Raw genomic sequence first — 19,874 nt, 5'->3', positions numbered from 1 at the left:
ATCAAGAAGGGCCGGAGGCCGGGGATCAGGCCGTCGCGTCGAGCAGCGCGGCGTGGTCGGCCTCCGTCTGCGCCGCATACCGCATGGCGAATTCGGCCACGGCCTCGTCGAAAACCGGACCCTTGCCGAGATAGCCGGTGATCATCGCCGCGTCGCCCGAGCGGGCATGGGCGCGGGCGAGCGTGGTTCCGCAGAGCTGCGCGTAGGCCTTCGCCCCGCTCGTAGCGAGGATCTCGGCCACGGCCGAGAGCTTCTTGTTCTTGAGCTGGCGCACGTAGTAGGAGCGCCCGCTCGCCTCGGAATAGGCCGTGCCGAGGAACGGATCGCTCGCCGCCTGCATGATGCGCTGGCCGTCGATGACGCGCTGGCCCTCCGAGGCGAGGAAGAACGGCCTGAGGGCCAGGGGCGCCAGGACCGAGGGCCGGGCCTCCTTGATCTGCAGGAAGAGCGGCGCTCCGTCGGCATCGGCGTAGACGCCGACGGCGCAGACCGTGCCGACGGAGCCGATCCCCACGACCTTGAACGCCACATCGCGCTGTTCGTAGCGCAGGACGAGGAGATTGCGGTCGGCGGTGAGGCTCTGCGGATAAGCGAGCAACGCCGCCTTCGCCTCCGCGACGGCCTCGGTCAGCCCGTTCGGCCCCCCATGGAAGAGCGTCGGCGCCTTGTCGGCGATGCGCCACTGGGCCGGATCGGCGTGCTGGGTGCTCGGGTCGAGGTCCGGGGCATCGCCGTGGCTGAGGCCGTCGGAGGTCTCGGCTGCGGCCTTGGACAGGAGATTCCGACAAAGGTCTCCGTCGCCGAGGCGGCCGATCTCGTGCTCGAGGTCGATCCGGCTGTGCCAGATCGCCAGGGGCCCCAGGAGGGCGAGGTCGCGCATGTGCTCGCGGTAGGCACGGACGCCCGCCCGGGCCGCGCGGCGCGCCTTGTCCTCGCCCTGCGGCAGGGCGGCGACCGCGATGCTGGCGGCGAGGCGCTTCACGTCGACGGTGAAATCGACGTTCCACAGGGTCTCGTCGAAGTCGTTGATGTCGAACAGGGTCTGCCCCTCGGGGCTGCGGTACACGCCGAAATTGCCGATGTGGCAATCGCCGCAGGCCTGGACCGGGATGCCCGGCGCAGGCGCGCCGACGAGGTCGGCGGCCATCACGGCGGCGCTGCCGCGCAGGAACGCGAAGGGGCTTGCGCGCATCCGCTCGCGGCGCAGGGGGACGAGTTCGAGGAGCCGGCCGGCGTCCCCCGCCCGCAGGATCGCCAGGGGATCGCGCCCTTCCGCCGGCTGCCACGCGGCGTGGGATTCACGCGGCACGGCCTCCCGCAGGCGCTTGCCCGCCGCCCGGCGCTCCGTGCGGCGGGATGAGGTCTGAGTGTCGGTCATGGAAGGAAGCCTCGGGTCGGACGGAGCGCACGGCATCCGCCGCGCGCTGCGCAAGTTCAGTGCCGGAAGTGGCGGTGCCCGGTGAACACCATGGCGAGGCCGGCCGCGTCGGCGGCGGCGATGATCTCGGCGTCCCGCATGGAGCCGCCGGGCTGGATCACCGCCGTGGCGCCGGCCTCCGCCGCCGCGAGCAGGCCGTCGGCGAAGGGGAAGAACGCGTCCGAGGCGACGACGGCGCCCTTGGCCAGGCTCTCGGCCGCCCCGATGCGCGCCGCACCCTCCCCCGCCTTCCAGGCGGCGATCCGCGATGAATCCACCCGCGACATCTGCCCGGCGCCGATGCCGACGGTGGCGCCGTCCCGCGCGTACACGATGGCGTTCGACTTGACGTGCTTGGCGATGCGGTAGGCAAAGCGCAGGTCGGCGTATTCCCGCTCCGTCGGCTCGCGCTGCGTCACCACGGTGAGCGGCATGTCGTCGATGACGGCGGCATCTCGGCCCTGCACGAGGAAGCCGCCGGACAGGGTCTTTACCGTCTCGCCGGCCGCGCGCGGGTCGGGCAGGCCGCCGGCGAGGAGGAGCCGGAGGTTCTTCTTCCCCGCCACGATGGCGATGGCCTCGGGGCTCGCATCGGGCACGATGATCACCTCGGTGAAGATCTCGACGATCTTCGCGGCGGCCTCGGCGTCCAGGGTGCGGTTGAGGGCGACGATGCCGCCGAAGGCCGAGGTCGGGTCGCAGGCCAGCGCCCGCTCGTAGGCCTCGACGAGGGTCGCGCCCTCGGCGACTCCGCACGGGTTGGCGTGCTTGATGATCGCCACCGCCGCGACGCGGGCGGGATCGAACTCGGCGACGCACTCGTAGGCCGCGTCGGTGTCGTTGAGGTTGTTGTAGGAGAGTTCCTTGCCCTGGAGCTGGCGGGCGCTGGCGACTCCGGGGCGCACGCGGCCCGGCGCCCGGTAGAAGGCGGCTCTCTGGTGCGGGTTCTCGCCGTAGCGCAGACTCTGCGCGAGCTGGCCGCCCATGGCGCGGAAGGCCGGGGTGGCGCCCTGCCCGACGGAGCCCACCATCCAGTTGGCGATGGCGGCGTCGTAGGCGGCCGTGCGGGCGAACGCCTTCTGGGCGAGCCGGCGGCGGGTGCCGATGCAGAGCGCGCCGTCCTGGGCGTCGAGTTCGGCGAGGATCGCCGCGTAATCGGCCACCTCCACCACCACGGCCACATCGGCATGGTTCTTGGCGGCCGCGCGGATCATCGCCGGGCCGCCGACATCGATGTTCTCGACGCAATCGTCGAACGACGCGTCGCGCGCGATGGTGGCCTCGAACGGGTAGAGGTTGACCACCAGGAGGTCGATGGCGCCGATGCCGTGGGCGGCCAGCGCCGCCTGATGCTCGGGGTTGTCGCGCACGGCGAGCAGGCCGCCATGGACCGCCGGATGCAGGGTCTTGACCCGCCCGTCCATCATCTCGGGGTAGCCGGTGAGATCCGCGACTTCCGTCACCGGCAGACCGGCGGCCACGAGTTCGCGGTGGGTGCCGCCGGTGGAGACGAGGGCGACCCCACGCGCGCTCAGGGCCTTCGCGAAATCGACGAGCCCCGCCTTGTCCGAGACGGAGAGGAGAGCACGGGTCACCCGCACCTGATCATGCGACATGGAGGTTCGTCCGGTCGAAAGCGATGGAACTGCCGGGCGCCTAACACGAAATCCGGTGTGCGGACCAGGGTCGGGCCGGGGTCGGACCCCGGGCCGGCCCGCGCGTCAGGCGTCGGGCGGCACGGCCCGGGCGAAGCGCCAGCGCACCCGCGTATCCTCCGGCACCGTGAGATAGAGCACGATCTGGTCCGTGCGCCGCGCGCCGGTGAGGCCGGCGAAGTAGACGCTCTCCTCCAGGGCGATCTGCGCATTCTCGGCGTCGAAGTGCCAGACCTCGCCGATGGGCGAGACGAGTTCGAGGCCGCCCTCCTCCCGGCCGCGGGCGGCGATGGCCGGGTGCAGGTGGAAGCGGATGGCGACCTCGTGCGGCTTCGCGCGTGCCGATCCGGACCGCACGAACGCGTCCTCGCCCTCTACCACCGAACCGTCGGCGGCCAGGCGCCAGCGCCGCTCGTGGACGAGGCCGAAATCGGGGACGTAGCCGTCGTGGCGGGCGGCGAGCACCCGCGTGCCGTCCGGGTCGAGGGTACGCTCGGCCTTGACCGCCCGCGGGCCGCGCAGGACCACGGGACCGATGCGCCCGGCGAGCCACCGCACGGCCCAGCGCTCGTACCAGGCGCCGCCCCCGGTGAGGAACCGGCAGGACGAGGAATCGGCGATCGTCGCCGTGGAATGCGCCGCCGTGCTGCGGGCGAGCCGCCGGAGCTCCGGTCCGCTCGCCGGCAGGCCGCAATTGAGGACGATGCGCTGGGGGCCGCTCGATAGTTCGAAGGAGAGGCAGCCGGCGCCGGCATTGATGGAATCGACCAGCGGCGGCGGCGCGCCGACATCGGCCACCAGCAGCACGCGGCCGGCCTCCAGGCGCTCGTAGCCAGAATTCGGCGCGTGCATGAGCGGCTGGGCCATGGCCCCGTCATAGACCAGCAGGGTGGCCAGATGGTCGGCGGCGGTGGCGCCCATGCCGTTGAAATGGCTGAGCGAGGCGTCGGCATGGCGCAGGAGCCGCAGCAGGGGCAGCATCCGGTCCACGGCGTGGAGCAGGGCTTCCGGCGGATCGATGCCGCGCCCGAGGAAGCTCTGACGCAGGGGCAGTAGGTCGAGGAGCAGTTCCATGGCGAAGCGCGGATCGCGGCTGCGATGGCCGCCATCCGGCATGATCTGGCGTTCGAGCTCGCGCACGAGGATGCGGGTGGCCCGGCGCAGGATCGGCTGGATGCCCTCGCAGCAGAGTCCGGCGTAGCAGAGGGCGACCGCCGCGAGCAGCCGAGTCTGGGGCGAGATCCCGCGCCGCAGGTCGCGTTCGAGGTCGCGCGCCGTCCGGCCGATGGTCTTGAGGAAGGTCTGATAGAAGGCGTGGTCGGCCCCCTCCAGCACCAGGGGCGACTGGCACAGGAAGGCGATGAGCCGGCGCGCGGCCACGGGGGTCGGCTTCGCCAGCGCCGCCTCGCCGCGTCCGGCCATGAAATCGGCCACGAACGCCCGGGCGTTGGCGCGGGCCAAGGCCGTGTCGGCGGCGCGCAGGTGGCGCAGCCAGCCGAAGCCGTAGAGGGCGTCGGCCCATTCCGGCGACGGCGGCGCGTAGTCGAAGGGCGAGCGCCCGCTGACCGAGAGCGAGCGCCCGGCGAACACGAACAGCCCGGCATAGATGTCGTCGGCGAAGGTGGCGTCGCTGGTGCGCAGATCGTGGGGCGCGATGACGAGGCCGGTGACGCGGGCGCCCGCCAGGAGGTCGGGTCGGCCGGTGGCGCCCGCATAGGCATTGCGCGCGGTCTGCGCGACCTCGCGGCCGATCAGCCGATAGAACCGCCAGCGATCAGCCCCCCAACGCACGCCGTCTCCCCTCCCGGCGGGTCCAACGCCCCGCCGGATTCCCGCGCCTTCAACCTAGGCCGTGCGTTCTTAAGGGTTGGTTAACCTCATATGGAGGGCCGGGTCGAGCCCCCATCCGTCCGGAACCGACGCGAAGAATCCGAAGGCGTGCGCCGGGATTTCCGGCTCCGTGCGGGACGGGCGGCGCAGAAGGGAATCGGTGATCCGCCCCGTCGGACATTTCCGCGCCCCGACGGCCGCCGCGCCGGCACGGGTCGGCGTGTGGCTCGAATGCCACGTCCCGGCACGGCGTGTCCGTCTCCGGGATTAAGGACGGTGAGAGAGCCCGCGCCGTGGCCCGGCCCCAGGGGACAGAGCCCGCATCCTCGCGTATCGAAGTTCCCGAACCCGCACGTCGCGCCGGTTCACGATGCACGACGCCATTCTGCCGATACGCCGCGTCGCCGAGACCCAACTTCGGCATGCCCACCGGCACCGCCGGCGAGCCAGGTCCCTCGGCCCGGCCAAGGCCCTCGACCCGACATGGCGACGTCGTTCGGCGCGGCGAGCGAGGCGGGAGCACATGACACCCACGCCGTCCGAGACCCGTCTGATGCCGAGATTTTTCGTCCCGTCGATCCCTGGTGTTTCGCGGGCAGCGGCGCTTCTCGTCGGTTTGGGGCTCGCCCAGACCGCGCAGGCCGCCGACCCCGCCGCGTCACGGACCGCGCCATCGCCCGCCTTCATCGATTGGAGCGGGGCCTACCTCGGCCTCGAGGGCAGCGCCGGGGCTTCGTTCGGCGCGTTCAACTTCGGCCCGACCTCCGTCGGTGGCCGTTCCGTCCCGGCCTTCAAGACCGGCGACGCCACCGGCCGCGCGGACCGCAGCCGCGAGGCCACAACCGCCGTCGGCGGGGTCCTGGCCGGCTACAACTGGCAGACCGGGCCGTGGCTCACGGGCGTGGAGGCCGATGTCTTCGGCAGCAACCTGAAGCGGCCCGTCGCCTCCACGGCACCGGGCTTCGGCACCGAATCCGTCGATCCGGCCTTCAGCCTCATCCGGGTCAAGTCCGATGCGTTCGGGGCGGTGCGGGCGCGCGTCGGCTACGCGTTCGAGCGGTCCCTGATCTACGCCACTTTCGGGCTCGCCGGGGCCGAGGCGCGGTTCCTCGCCACCTATCCCGACCTCGCCACGGGCCTCGTCGCCACGGCGCGGCGCGACCGCGGCTTCCTCGGCTTCACCCTCGGGGCCGGCGTGCAGTTCGCGGTCGACGAGCATCTCAGCCTCGGCATCGACTACCGCTACAACGACCTCGGCGGCAGCGGCCGGTTCGAGCTCGGCACGGTGCCGGGCGCGGCGGGCGGCCCGGTCTCGACGCGGGCGAGCTTCATCGCCAACGAGGTGATGGCGCGGCTGATCTGGCATCCCGCCGGCCTGCGCCTGCCCGACGAGGCGGAGGATTCCGGCCCGGTTCTCGGCGAGCGCTTCTCGCTCCACGGCCAGACCACGTTCTTCAACCAGGCGGTGTCGGGGTTCCGCGCGCCCTATAGCGGCCCCAACAGCCTCGTGCCGAACCAGGCGCAGGCGACGACGACGGCGACGCTGTTCCTCGGGTTGAAGCTCACGGACAGCACGGAGCTCTACTACAACCCGGAATTCTCCCAGGGCTTCGGCCTCAGCCGCACCCTCGGGGTCGCGGGCTTCACCAACGGCGAGGCGCAGAAGGCGGGCGCCCCGTTCCCGAAGCTGCGCTCCGCCCGCTACTTCGTGAAGCAGACCTTCGGTCTGGGCGGCGAGACCGAGACCCTGCCCGATGGTCCCAACCAGATCGCCAACACCTACGACGTCGAGCGCATCACCGTCATCGCCGGCAAGTTCGCCATGGGCGACTATTTCGACGGCAACCGCTACGCCCACGATCCGCGCGTGGATTTCGCGAACTGGGGCCTGTGGAGTTCGGCGGCGTGGGATTTTCCGGCGAACCTGCCGGGCTACACGCAGGGCGTCCTCGTCGAGTACAACCGCGCGGCGTTCGCCGTGCGGGCGGCCTACACCCAGGTGCCGAAGGAACCCTCCAGCGACGTCCTCGACCCGCGGGTGTTCGAGCGCGGCGGCTTCACCGTGGAGTTCGAGGAGCGCCACGTCCTGCCGTTCCTCGATCAGCCGGGCAAGCTGCGGCTGGGGGCCTTCTCCAACGTCGGCAACAGCGCGCGCTACCGCGAGGTGGTGGGCCTGACCCAGGCGGGCGCCTTCGACGACATCAACGACGCCGTGGCGGCGACCCGGCGGCCCCGGCGAAAGAGCGGCGTCTACATCAACCTCGAACAGGCGGTCACCGCCGATCTCGGCGTGTTCGCCCGCGCCAGCGCCGCCGACGGGCGTAACGAGAACCTGTCGTTCACCGACATCGACCGGAGTTTTTCGGGCGGCGTTTCGCTGAAAGGCGCGCGATGGGGCCGGCCGGACGATACGATCGGCCTCGGCACGTCGATGAACCAGCTCTCGCCGTCGCATCGCGCCTACTTCGCCAATGGCGGTCTCGGCCTGCTCATCGGCGACGGGCGGCTGACCTACGCGCCCGAGCGGGCGGTGGAGACCTACTATGCGCTGAGCCTCGGCAAGGCCCTGGTGCTGACGGCCGATTACCAGTTCGTCGCCAACCCCGCCTACAACCGGGACCGCGGCCCGGCGCACTTCTTCGGCACCCGCCTCCACGCGGATTTCTGAGCGTGCGGACCGCTCCGGCCGAAGGCGATGTGGAGGCGGATTCCGCACCGCGATCCGCGACGGCCCGGAGGCGCCCGCCCCCTGGAGGGCGCAGTTTGTTGTCGCAGAGGCCGAGCCCCGGTGATAAGCAGCCGGCGGCGATACGATCTCATCCATGCTTCCATCCGCCGATCACGGCCTTGTGTTCGCGTTCCCGTTACACAGTCATTCTCGCGACATGAATTCGGCCCTCTGGAGAGGCCGCAGCACAGGGATCGTCGAAGGGACGGAGTTGGCTAGCGTGACTTGCCGATGCGGTACGCACCGTCGTCATCGCTTCGACCGGGCAAGGCAGTTCACCTAGCCGGCGGGCGCCGCGACCTTGGAAATGTACAGAACGACGAACGATCGGCGTCCGCCACGAGGCCACCACCTCCCCTCGATAGTCCTTCCACGGCACCCCGGTGCGGTGGATTGAAAAGTCAGCCTCACGTCACCGAAGAGCCTCTTGCGCCGACCGCCGGAAAGTACCGCCATGTCCACAGGTCCCCGGAAGGGCATCTCCAAGCTCATCGTCCTGCTCGGGCTGGTGATCTGCGCCGGCCTCGGGGCCGTTGCCTGGTCGGAGCGCGACTCGGCCTTCGCCGGATGGGTGCTCACGACGGTGCGCGAGCGCCTCGCCCAGGTCTCGGGCCCGTCCGAGGAAGCCTCCGACACCGGCGGCGGCCGCGCCGCTCCCGTCGCGCGGGTGTTCCGCCCGAACCCGGCCCAGCGCGCCGCCCTCGAGATCGCCCCCGTCCGGGCCCTGACGTTCCGGCCCGAGGGCACGGCGGAGGGGCGCATCGCCCTCAACGACGACGACAACGTGCCCGTCACCTCGCCCTATTCGGGCCGCGTCACCAAGGTGCTGGTGCGGGCGGGCGACGAGGTGAAGGCCGGCGACGTCCTCCTCACCATGGAGGCCACCGACATGGTCCAGGCCCAGAGCGACTACCAGGCCGCCGTGAACACCATTGCCAAGACCACCGCCCTGCTGAAGCTCGACACCATCATCGCGGCCCGGCAGCAGGAGCTGTTCCAGGCGAAAGCCGTGGCCCTGAAAGACTACCAGTCCGCCCAGAACGATGTGATCGGCGCCCAGAGCGACCTGAAGACCGCCGAGGCGAGCCTGGAGGCGGTCAAGAACCGCCTGCGCATCCTCGGCAAGTCGGACGCCGACATCGCCGCCTACGAGAAGAAGGGCACCATGAGCCCCGAGACGCAGCTGCGCGCGCCCATCGCCGGCACCATCGTCCAGCGCAAGGTCGGCATCGGGCAGTATCTCAGCTCCTCGGCCGAACCGGTCTTCGTCATCGGCGATCTTTCGACGGTCTGGCTCGTCGCCAACGTGCGCGAGAGCGAGATCCCGAAGATCCGCATCGGCCAGGACGTCGAGGCCCGGGTGGCGGGCTTCGGCCAGCGCGCCTTCAAGGCCAAGGTCGACTACATGGCCGCCAGCCTCGATCCGGCGACCCGGCGCCTGTCCGTGCGCAGCGAGGTCGAGAACCCCGACCGCGTGCTCAAGCCCGAGATGTTCGCCGCCTTCACGATCTTCACCGGCCCCGGCCAGACCGCGCCGGCGATCCCGCCCTCTTCCATCGTCTACGAGGGCCGCCGGGCGCAGGTCTGGGTCGCCCGCCCGGACGGCGCCATCGAGGCCCGCGCCGTGACCCTCGGGCTCGCCGGACAGGGCATGGTGCAGGTGGTGGAGGGACTCGGCGTCGGCGAGGAGATCGTCACCCGCGGCGCCCTGTTCATGGATCGCGCGGTCAGCGGCGACAAGGCGTCCTGAGCCGGACCGCACGGCTCTTCCGCACCAAGAATTCCCAGCCCCGAACGGCCGACCCATGACCCGCGCGCGATGAACAGTCTGATCGTCTTCGCCCTGCGCCAGCGCGTGCTGGTGTTCCTGATGTTCCTCGCGATGATGGGGCTCGGCTACGCCAGCTACACGCAGCTGAACATCGAGGCCTATCCCGATCCGGTCCCGCCCCTCGTCGACGTGATCACGCAGAATCCCGGGCAGTCGGCCGACGAGATCGAGCGCTACATCACGATTCCCCTGGAAGTGCAGCTCGCCGGCATCCCCAACGCCACGGTGGTGCGGACCATCTCGCTGTTCGGCCTGTCCGACGTGAAGGTGCAGTTCAACTACAACTTCACCTACCAGGAAGCGCTGCAGCGGGTGCTCAACCGCCTGTCGCAGCTGCCGCCCCTGCCGAACGGCGCCCAGCCGCAGATCTCGCCGACGAGTCCCGTGGGCGAGATCATGCGCTACAAGGTGACGGGGCCGGCCGGCTATTCCTCCACCGAGCTCAAGACCCTGCAGGACTGGGTGCTGCAGCGCCGGTTCAAGGCGATCCCCGGCGTGGTCGACGTCACCGCCTTCGGCGGCAAGACCAAGGAATACGAGATCGCCGTCGATCTCAACCGCCTCCAGGCCCAGGGGCTGACCCTGGTTCAGCTCATCACCGCCCTGAACAATTCAAGCATCAACGTCGGCGGCCAGACCCTCAACGTCGGCGAGCAATCGGCGGTGGTGCGCGGCATCGGCCTCATCCGCGACATGGACGACATCCGCGACACGATGCTGACGCAGGTCGGCGGCGTGCCGGTCCTCGTGCGCGACGTCGCCGACATCCGCGTCTCCAACGCGCCCCGTCTCGGCATCGTCGGCCATGACGGCCAGAACGACATCGTCGAGGGCATCGTGCTCATGAGCCGGGGCGGCAAGAGTCTGCCGACCCTGAAGCTCGTCGAGGCCGAGATCGACCGGATCAACGCCAGCGGCATCCTGCCTCCCGACGTCAAGGTCGAGCGGATCTACGATCGCAGCGGGCTGATCCACACCACCACCCACACGGTGATGCACAACCTCGTCTTCGGCGTGGTCCTGGTCTTCGTGGTGCAGTGGGTGTTCCTGGGCAGCTTGCGCAGCGCCATCATCGTAGCGGCGACGATTCCCTTCGCCCTCGGGTTCGCCATCCTCATCCTCGTCCTCCGGGGGGATTCGGCCAACCTCCTGTCGCTGGGCGCCATCGACTTCGGCCTCATCGTCGACGCCACCGTGATCATGGTCGAGAACGTTTTCCGCCACGTGGCCGAACCGGAGCACAGCGAGGGCCAGGCGGCGCCGGGCGGCCTCACGGGGCGGCTCGGCACCATCGCCATCGCGGGCGCCGAGGTGAACCGGGCGATCTTCTTCTCGGCCACCATTATCATCGTCGGCTTCCTGCCGCTGTTCACCCTGACGGGCGTCGAGGGCCACATCTTCGGCCCCATGGCCAAGACCTACGCCTACGCGCTCATCGGCGGCCTGCTCGCCACCTTCACGGTCTCGCCCGCCCTCTCGGCCCTGATCCTGCCCAAGCACGTGGAGGAGCGCGACACCCTGGTGGTGCGCCTCCTGCGCTTCGGCCACGTGCTCATCCTGCGCTTCGGCCTGCGCAACAAGCTGCTGTCGCTCCTCGTGGTGGCGGCGATGCTCGGCGCCTCGGCCATCGCCGCCAAAACCCTCGGCCTCGAATTCCTGCCCAAGCTCGAGGAGGGCAACCTCTACATCCGCGGCACCATGCCGGCCTCGATCTCGCTCGAGGCCGGCAATGCCTATGTCGAGCGCCTGCGCAAGATGGTCTCCGACGTGCCCGAGGTCGTCACCGTCCTGTCCCACCAGGGCCGCCCCGACGACGGCACCGACGCCACCGGCTTCTTCAACGTCGAGATCCTGGCGCCCCTGAAACCCATCGACCAGTGGCGCAAGGACCTCGACAAGGACACCCTCGTGCGCACCCTGTCGAAGCAGCTCGACGAGGCGTTTCCCGGCATCGAGTTCAACTTCTCCCAGTACATCGAGGACAACGTCCAGGAGGCCGCCTCGGGGGTGAAGGGCGAGAACTCCGTCAAGATCTACGGCAGCGACCTCAACGAGCTCACCCGCACGGCCGAGGCGGTGAAGGCGTCGCTTGCCCGGATTCCCGGCATCGCCGACCTCTCGGTCTTCGCCTCGCTCGGCCAGCCGACGGTGCGCATCGACATCGACCGGCGCAAGGCCGCCCGCTACGGCCTGACGCCGGGCGACGTGAACACCACCGTCCAGGCGGCCATCGGCGGCCAGACCGCGGGCGATCTCTACGAGTATGGCTCCGACCGGCACTTCCCCATGCGGGTCCGCCTCGCACCCGAGTACCGCCGCAGCCTGGAGACCATCCGCAACATCACCATCGGGGCGCCCAACCCCGCCGGCGGGGTGATCCAGGTGCCGCTCTCCGAGATCGCCACCGTGGCGCTGACCTCGGGCGCGGCCTTCATCTACCGCGAGAACCAGGAGCGCTACATCCCGGTGAAGTTTTCGGTGCGCGGACGTGATCTGGGGGGAGCCGTTCTGGAGGCCCAGAGCCGGATCGCCCAGGAGGTCGCCCTGCCGGCGGGCTTCCACCTCGAATGGGTCGGCCAGTTCACCAACCTGCAGGACGCCGTGGCGCGCCTGAGCGTCGTGGTGCCCATCACCATCGCGCTCATCGCCCTGCTGCTCTACGTCAACTTCGCCTCCCTCACCGACATGCTGCTGACCCTCAGCGTGATCCCCATGGCGATGATCGGCGGCATCTTCGCCCTGGCGCTGACCCTGACGCCGTTCTCCATCTCGGCCGCCATCGGCTTCATCGCCCTGTTCGGCATCTCGACCATGGAGGGCGTGATCCTGCTCTCCTACTACAACCAGCTCCTCGACGAGGGTTGGGAGCGCGGCGCCGCCGTGTGGCACGCCGCCAACGTCCGCATGCGCCCGGTGATGATGACCTGTGTCGCCGCCTGCGTCGGCCTGCTGCCGGCGGCGATCTCCACGGGCATCGGCTCGCAGGTGCAGAAGCCCCTCGCCCTCGTGGTGGTGGGCGGCATCATGCTCGCCCCCAACCTCATCCTGGTGATCGTGCCGATCCTCATCGGGCTGTTCTCGCGGCGGCGTCCGGCGCCGGGCGTGCGGCCGCCGGAGGCCGCGCATGCTGCGGCCCGGGCGGCGTACGCGTGATGCGCGCGACACAGGGGGGTGAAAGCGTCGTTCCCGCACGAACCGTCGCGTTGACTCGCGCAGGTCTCCGTCGCCTCTACGGGCGTCGGATGTCCGGCGGGATCGGCCACACCATGCGACGCACCACGAACGGATCCGGGATGGCGCTCCTGCGCACGGCCTGCGCCGCTGCCCTCGTCTCCGGCTTGGCGGCGGGCCTCGCCGGCTGCATGGTCGGCCCGGATTTCGTGCCGCCCGCCGATCCGCCGGTGAGCCGCTACACCCGCGAGCCCCTGACCAACCCGACGGCCACCGACAAGGTGACGACGCGCCAGGGCGGCTCGGCCGACCAGAACTTCATCGCCGGCGCCGACGTGCCGGGCCAGTGGTGGACGCTGTTCCACTCCCCCGCCCTCAACCGGCTGGTGGAGGAGGCGCTCGCCAACAACCCCAACCTCGACGCCGCCCAGGCGGCCCTGCGCATCGCCCAGCAGAACGTCGAGGCCCAGCGCGGCACCCTGTTCCCGCAGGTGGGTTTCAACGGCCTCGGCTCGCGCCAGAAGGTGCCCGGCGGCGAGCTCCAGAGCCCGCTCAACGACCAGCGCCAGCTGTTCTACAGCCTCTACACCCCGCAGGTGACGGTCTCGTTCACCCCCGACGTGTTCGGCGGCAACCGGCGCCAGATCGAGTCGCTCGAAGCCCAGGCCGAGAACCAGCGCTTCCAGCTCGAGGCCGCCTACCTGTCGCTCACCGCCAACGTGGTGCTGGCGGCGATCCAGGAAGCGTCGCTCCGCGCCCAGATCGACGCGACGAAGCGGGTGATCCAGGCCCAGACCGAGGTGCTGACCCTCTACAACAAGCAGCTGTCCCTCGGGCAGATCGCCGGGGCCGACGTGGTGGTGCAGCAGGCCGCGCTCTCGGTGTCGATGCAGTTGCTGCCGCCGCTCGAAAAGCAGCTCGCGATCCAGCGCAACCTGCTCACCGCCCTCGTCGGGCGGTTCCCGAGCGAGGAGGTCACCCAGACCTTCACCCTCGCGTCGCTCCGCCTGCCGACCCGGCTCCCCGTGAGCCTGCCGTCGCACCTCGTGCAGCAGCGCCCCGACGTGAAGGCGGCGGAAGCCAACGTGCAGCAGGCGAGCGCGCTGGTCGGCGTCGCCGTCGCCAACCGCCTGCCGCAGTTCAACATCACGGCCAATGGCGGGTCGAGCGCCGTGCGGATCGCCCAGCTCGCGAGTTCGGCGGCGAGCTTCTACGGCATCGTCGGCACCGTGGCCCAGCCGATCTTCGACGCCGGCACCCTGTTCCGCCGCCAGCGCGCCGCGGAGGAGACCCTCGACCAGGCCCAGGCCCAGTACCGCGCCGTGGTCATCGGCGCCTTCCAGAACGTCGCCGACGCCCTGCGGGCGCTGCAATCCGACGCCCAGGCCGTGGCCGCGGCGGCTGCCGCCGAAAAGGCGACGAGCCAGAGCCTCGACCTCATCCGCAAGCAGTATTCGGCCGGCGCCATCAACAGCACGCAGGTGCTCATCGCCCAGCAATCCTACCTGTCGGCCATCGTGACCTCGGCGGGCGCGCGCGCCAACCAGTACGCCGACACGGCGGCCCTGTTCCAGGCGCTCGGCGGCGGCTGGTGGAACCGCAACGACGTCCGGCCCCCGCGCCGCGAGAAGGACCCGGCCCCCTTCCTCTAGGCCCTGGCGCCCAAACCCCCTCGAACGGCGTGATATCCCTCCGGTCCCTCCAGCGCCGGGTGCCTTCGTGCGCGCCCGCCGGCGATGGGCCGGGCCGATGGCGAGGGCTTTCTCAAGCGTCCCCTCCGCACGCATCCGCGCGCAAACCCGTTGCGCCCCGGCGCGGCTTGGGCTAGGAAATCGGCACGGTCAGCACCCGTAGCTCAGCTGGATAGAGCGTTGCCCTCCGAAGGCAAAGGTCACACGTTCGAATCGTGTCGGGTGCGCCAAATTTCTTGAGCTTCCGCAGTCTCTTAGCGTTTGCCAACCTTGGCACCGCGAGAGAGTCGGGGGCTCTTTTCAGGCTGGAAACGGTTTGAGAACCCTGGTTCGGGGCGGAAAACGTCCAGTATTTCGTCCAGGCTGAGTACCGCTGCTGTCGCAGGTCGCGGGGCGATTCTTTGTGCCAGACCGGTGTCTCGCAGGCCTGTCAGTCCACGGAGATCTCCGCTAGCAGCGCTTCGGCCATGAAGACAACATCACGGGGGCGATACTCGATCTCGACGCTGCGCGTACCGAACGGTGCCAGGAACGTGATCGTGCGGACGCCCTCGTGTCCTAAATCGCGGATCTCGCACGAGCGACGGCTGAAGTAGCCGAGCGCGCAAGTAAGTGCCAGCGAGCCGTACTGGACCGTCTCACCGTCGCTGTGGCCTGATGCCTACGTCGAGCGCCTGCGCCCTTGGTGTCGCCGTTTGGCCAGATAGGCGGTTCGATCCCCATGGGCTGCGCTATGTTCGCCGGGAATTTCTTCAGCGCCAGCTACTGTTTTGAGGCCGGCATTCCGCGTTGGCAAATTCACGAATGAAATTCTCATCCGTCATGAATTTTACCGGTGAAATCAACTCGGGGCGGATGGCTATCTCGAAGTGGTGCATCCCAGATGCATCACCCCGAGTAGGCTCTCTTTTAAGCCTCGGATGGTGATTTCAACTGTATCGGTCTAATCCCGAAGGCGTTGGCGAGCCCTTCCTTCGCCAGCGCAATGGTGAACGTGGACGGAGCGTCCTCGCTCTGCTCGATCTCTTCGGCTGCCCCAGTTTGGTCAGGGGTGATCGGTGCGGGCTCCGACATAGGTTCGAACGTCAGCGTCGTCGGATCGATGCCAAGCTCCTCAAAATCGAAAACCGCCTCAATGAGGGTCTCGAAATTTCACGCGTGAAATTTTCATCCGTCGAAAAGATCGATCCTCGCGCTATCGAGCCCCGATCCGCCGGGCCATCGTGAATTTCACCGGTGAAATGAACTTGGGGCCGATGGCTATCTCGGGGTGGCGCATCCCGTATGCACCAATCCGAGATCCGCTCTCTTTTCAGCTCCGGACGGTGACCTCGACCGCCTCGGTCGCGACCTCGAAGGCGTTGGCGAGCCCTTCCTTCGACCCCGCGATAGTGAGGGTAAACGAAGCGTCCTCGGTCTACTCGATCTACTCGACAGCCCCGATTTGGTCAGGGGTGATCGGTGCGGGCTCCGACATAGGTTCGAACGTCAGCGTCGTCGGATCGATGCCAAGCTCCTCAAAATCGAAAACCGCCTCAATGAGGGTCTCGAAATTTCACGCGTGAAATTTTCATCCGTCGAAAAGATCGATCCTCGCGCTATCGAGCCCCGATCCGCCCTCGGTCCGCCGTAAATTTCACCGGTGAAACGTCGCTATCTGTGGAGAAGGCTCTGCGGGTCTCGCGCCTTGTGCGAGTGCCGAGCGTCTCTCTGGGCGGTCGGACAGAAAACAGCCTGATCGAGTCTGCTGGGTGATCACTTCGGAGAACAATCACCATTCCGTTTCGCCATGCACCGTTCCAAGACAATCTGGCGCAGCAAATGCAAGGGAGTGAGTAGTTTCGTGACTTGCCATTCGCAGCCTAATATGCAAGGCAAGTTCAAGAGCTGTGGTAGTAGTCAGGTGTGGTTAATGGATCACGTCAGAGCCGATAATCAACTAATCAGAACGTTTAGTGATCTTAATATAGCGCTTAATGATATTGGTGAATTCGCATCAAGTTTCGATACTGACAGTCTCACATTCGCGCTTTACGAACTCCAAAGTGTTCGGTCTAGTCTGGGAGACGAAGACTCTTTTTTGCGAGCACAGTCATTCGTTCGTAGACATCGAACCTTCTCTCTGTTGCTCGAAGACCCTTACACCCATCACGCCTTTACGAAACCTCGTGGATTCGCGGGCGACGCCTCACTGATCGACCTGTTTTACGGTCATCGTAGTGGAGCAGAAGCCGAGACAAGTACGGGCCGGTTTCTGTTCGAAACACTGATGCGCTTCCCATCGTGTGAGTCCGTAAGATTCCGTCGGGGCTACTACGGGGCATTCATCGACCGAGTGACCTCAGAACAAGGTGGCAAGGCTGACGTGCTCGCCATTGCGTGCGGTCACATGAGGGAAGCCAAGTTCTCCAGAGCGGTTACGGATGGTGCCGTGAACCTCACGGGTATCGACAGTGACCCGCTCGCCGTTGCTGAGGCACAGCGCTCTCTTGCTTTGCCCAATGTGACCGTGCGGAACGACTCGGTGATCGACTTTATTCGAAGACGCGCATGGGGCGAGACCTACGACGGCATCTATGCGTCTGGCCTGTTCGACTACCTCGATGTTCGGATTGGTCGGAAGGTGGTCGAGACCGCCTTCACCGCCCTTCGCCCCGGCGGTACCCTGTCCATTGCCAATTACCTGCCTACCATCGTCGAGCAGGGCTACATGGACCTCGTGATGGATTGGCGGCTGATCTATCGCACGTCCAGCGACATGCTGGTCCTGACAACGAACCTTCCGCAAGATCAGGCGGACGTGATGGTATGGACGGACCCGCTCGATGCGGTGGTCTATCTGACTGTCACGAAGCGCGGCTGAGCCAAAAGCGGACGAGCGGACTCGAACGCCTTTCGGTCAAAGATAGGCTTATGCGCAGGCTGCGCGGGCCGCCGGGTCAGAGACTGCGCGCGGCCTTATCGAAGATCAAGCACTCAGCGCCGCTCGCCCGGATCGGCGACCCTGCGCCTCGGAGAGGGTCTGCCCTTCTCCAAATCCATGTCGAGGTAGCTGAGCACGCGGAACCGCGCGTCCTTCAGGGTCTGACGATTCGCCATCGCGATCACAGTTCTTCCGTCGCGAGGCTCGCATCGCGAGCACCGGACACGTTGGACACCGCCTCCATCGCCAGACGACGCTTGCGGCCCTGCTTCGTCGCGGGATCACCAGCCATCCATGCCCCGTAATAGCCGTTGAGTCCGGACGGATGGCTCACATGGACCCAGGTCACGGGACTGGTTCGATATCCGCATGGTCGTATGTGAAACGATGGGGCTCTCGTCATCCTCATGCCTGCTGCGCCCCGTGATCCATCGGAAATCGAGACGGCGAAGCGGCGGGGGTACATAGGGGAGTATCGTGATGATCAGCGATCCGTCAGCGCGATTGGCCAATCGTCAACGTTAACACGCCGCGCGCCTATCGGCGATGATGACGGCGCTGCTACGCTGCGGTGACGAGGCTTCCATCGTCCGCCACCACCGCGTAGACATCAGGCGAGGGCTCGACCATGCGCAGGCTGCGCGGTCCGCCAAGATGCCGGGTCAGGCGCGTGCGCGCGGCCTTGTCGAAGATCAGGCACTCGGCGCCGCCTAGATCGGAGTGGCGAATTCCTCTCGCAACTCGATCACCAGGGGGGAATCGCGCTCCGCTAAAGCCGTTCCTGGCCGTGAGTTGTGATGAGGGCCTGCCCAATTGGCACGGCAGCGCTCAGCGCTACACCGAGGCCTGACGATCTGCCGGCTCCGGCAGGTTCTCGCTCCTCTGGGCGAGAGCCTGGGTGACCGCCGCGCCCGCGCCCTGCTGCTTGTCGGCGTGGCAGCTACATGTGATCAGGCGATCCGAAAATGGGGCATCACCGCCTTGCTCCAACGACAACCCAACGCCTTCGAGACATTGGTTGCAAGAAGGCTGAGCTAACTGGTGGACGCAGAAGGGGGCTACCCCATCGGACCCGCTGAATAAGAGGCACAGGCAAGTCATTGATTTCATGGAGATGCGTTGGACGCGCCCCTATCCAACGCAGCACCATCAGACGCTTGCCGTCTACCCTCCTGATCCATTATTCCGTTCGGCCCCACCGAACCGAAGCCCGTGGCAACAAAGCCCAGCACCGAGGTGCTTGCTTGAGGCCGGGACTTAGAAGCCTTCCGCGCCGTCGCCCTTCACCCGCGCGGGCTTCCCTTCAAGGAAACATTGCCTTTGTGCGAAACAATAACCATCCAACCATAAATGTAAAACCAAAATTAGAAAATACATAGGCAATAACTGAGGCCTTACTACCAGAGATGAATGGTAGGTCTCCGCTGATAACGAAGTTCTTCAATATTACTCGCGCAGCCAATTTTCCACTAGGAGGTGACGAATTCCATTCGAATGAATCGCTTATTTCTTGGTAATACACATTCCCTTGTTTTATCGTTTGCTCAAAGGCGTACAAATGTCCTATCGAAAAGAATAGAAGGGATGCTTCAACGCTGATGGCTAACAGATAAAACAGCCCCGTTGCCTTCCCATCTATAACCGTAAAAACTGTTACAAAAATACCTAGCAGGAAGACGAAATGAGCAAAAGTAGCAAGGAATATTGCATTTGCGCTCTGCTTCATTCCATTGGTTATTCTTTCCAATAGAAGTATTACTTTTTGGACCTCTTGCTGATCTTCATAGTCTATCTCGTAGTTTGTCACTTCAGACATGCCCTTAACCTGCGTGTTCAGCGGCTTTGGAGAGGATGTGCGCAATTAAAGCCGTTCGATCTTCGAGCTTTTTCGCATCTGAGTAAAACCCTGACATGGGGATTCTGTTATAGAATAGATGGTTTATAGCAGAAAATGATCGTACGCTATGCGCAACTTCTGAATTCTGTGAAAACCCTAGTGTGTAGGGCTCTGATTCATAATACCGAACAACTGATTGATCGGCTGAATTTTCCCACCAAAGATCTGCCTTTGTAACAACAGTAACCACCCATTGAACTGCCCCACCTCGACCGCACAATGGTCCGAGCCATTCGTTAATGAGTCCTAGCTCGACCTCACGTCTACTTTGCAGAAAGCTTTCTTTTATCTGATTTTCTGGAGATACAACATCGGACAGAAGGGCTTTGCCTTCGTGGTACCCGTGAGATACTACATTAATAATGCCTACGGACTTTTTCCGCATAAGGTCGCGGAATGCAATTTCCCTTTTCGAGGAGTGTTCTTTCTCCCCGGGCGTATCTATAATATTGAGGTACAACTCACCAAGTTTTGCTTTAGCGCTAATAACTTCATCTGTCCGATCCTCACGTCTTACGTAGGCTGGCAGACCCGCCAGAGATCTAAGTAATGCGGTTTTGCCTGTTCCACTTGCGCCAACAACAACAATTGGATAGGCGTTCTTTAATTTCCAGAATTTAAAAACTTTCTCGTAAGATCCAGTATTTAATAAATACTTATGAATTTCGCTACCAATTGGAATTATTGCCTCCGCACCCGTTCCCGACATAAATGTCCCCCTTATATCACTT

General features: G+C 66.3%; 12 protein-coding genes and 1 tRNA gene. 6 read left to right on the top strand and 7 right to left on the bottom strand.

All coding sequences use genetic code 11. From position 1 onward, the window contains the following. Positions 1-25: 25 nt before the first annotated feature. From FV218_RS06675 to FV218_RS06665, 3 genes are all read right to left on the bottom strand, one after another. Positions 26-1,378, bottom strand: coding sequence for a DUF2252 domain-containing protein (locus FV218_RS06675; protein ID WP_147709157.1), 1,353 nt, complete (start codon positions 1,376-1,378; stop codon positions 26-28). A 56-nt stretch (positions 1,379-1,434) separates the two neighbouring features. After that, positions 1,435-3,033 (bottom strand): bifunctional phosphoribosylaminoimidazolecarboxamide formyltransferase/IMP cyclohydrolase, encoded by a 1,599-nt coding sequence (gene purH, locus FV218_RS06670; RefSeq protein ID WP_147709156.1) that lies wholly within the window; start codon positions 3,031-3,033, stop codon positions 1,435-1,437. 105 nt (positions 3,034-3,138) lie between these two features. Beyond that, positions 3,139-4,863: a heparinase II/III family protein gene (locus FV218_RS06665; RefSeq protein ID WP_147709155.1), complete on the bottom strand. Its 1,725-nt coding sequence runs from the start codon at positions 4,861-4,863 to the stop codon at positions 3,139-3,141. A 592-nt stretch (positions 4,864-5,455) separates the two neighbouring features. Between FV218_RS06665 and FV218_RS06660 the strand changes: the two genes are divergently transcribed. The 6 genes from FV218_RS06660 to FV218_RS06635 all read left to right on the top strand — a co-directional run bounded on the left by FV218_RS06660 (position 5,456) and on the right by FV218_RS06635 (position 17,186). After that, the gene (locus FV218_RS06660) at positions 5,456-7,570 is read left to right on the top strand and encodes a carbohydrate porin (protein ID WP_147709154.1); all 2,115 of its coding nucleotides are present in this window, start codon (positions 5,456-5,458) and stop codon (positions 7,568-7,570) included. Between the two features lie 514 nt (positions 7,571-8,084). Further along, complete coding sequence (locus FV218_RS06655; protein WP_056092722.1) at positions 8,085-9,380, top strand: efflux RND transporter periplasmic adaptor subunit; 1,296 nt, start codon at positions 8,085-8,087, stop codon at positions 9,378-9,380. A gap of 69 nt (positions 9,381-9,449) precedes the next feature. Further along, positions 9,450-12,614: a CusA/CzcA family heavy metal efflux RND transporter gene (locus FV218_RS06650; RefSeq protein WP_147709153.1), complete on the top strand. Its 3,165-nt coding sequence runs from the start codon at positions 9,450-9,452 to the stop codon at positions 12,612-12,614. Positions 12,615-12,727: 113 nt separating this feature from the next. Beyond that, entirely contained in the window at positions 12,728-14,284 is a 1,557-nt protein-coding gene (locus FV218_RS06645; RefSeq protein WP_348642016.1) for an efflux transporter outer membrane subunit, read from the top strand. A gap of 192 nt (positions 14,285-14,476) precedes the next feature. Then, positions 14,477-14,553 (top strand) — tRNA-Arg (locus FV218_RS06640). A 1,895-nt stretch (positions 14,554-16,448) separates the two neighbouring features. Next, positions 16,449-17,186, top strand: coding sequence for a class I SAM-dependent methyltransferase (locus FV218_RS06635; protein WP_187272983.1), 738 nt, complete (start codon positions 16,449-16,451; stop codon positions 17,184-17,186). Between the two features lie 113 nt (positions 17,187-17,299). Here FV218_RS06635 and FV218_RS23410 read toward each other — a convergent pair whose 3' ends face one another. From FV218_RS23410 to FV218_RS06620, 4 genes are all read right to left on the bottom strand, one after another. Continuing rightward, positions 17,300-17,422: a hypothetical protein gene (locus FV218_RS23410; RefSeq protein ID WP_281407803.1), complete on the bottom strand. Its 123-nt coding sequence runs from the start codon at positions 17,420-17,422 to the stop codon at positions 17,300-17,302. A gap of 5 nt (positions 17,423-17,427) precedes the next feature. Beyond that, positions 17,428-17,595 carry a hypothetical protein gene (locus tag FV218_RS22660; RefSeq protein WP_187272982.1) on the bottom strand — a complete coding sequence of 56 codons (168 nt, stop codon included), beginning with the start codon at positions 17,593-17,595 and terminating at the stop codon, positions 17,428-17,430. A 954-nt stretch (positions 17,596-18,549) separates the two neighbouring features. After that, on the bottom strand, positions 18,550-19,062 hold the full coding sequence (locus FV218_RS06625; protein WP_147709151.1) for a hypothetical protein: 513 nt from the start codon (positions 19,060-19,062) through the stop codon (positions 18,550-18,552). A 4-nt stretch (positions 19,063-19,066) separates the two neighbouring features. Continuing rightward, positions 19,067-19,852: a GTPase gene (locus tag FV218_RS06620; protein ID WP_147709150.1), complete on the bottom strand. Its 786-nt coding sequence runs from the start codon at positions 19,850-19,852 to the stop codon at positions 19,067-19,069. Positions 19,853-19,874: the final 22 nt, after the last annotated feature.

Source organism: Methylobacterium sp. WL69 (assembly GCF_008039485.1).
Taxonomy (GTDB): domain Bacteria; phylum Pseudomonadota; class Alphaproteobacteria; order Rhizobiales; family Beijerinckiaceae; genus Methylobacterium.
This window is presented reverse-complemented; position numbering and strand designations above follow the sequence as displayed.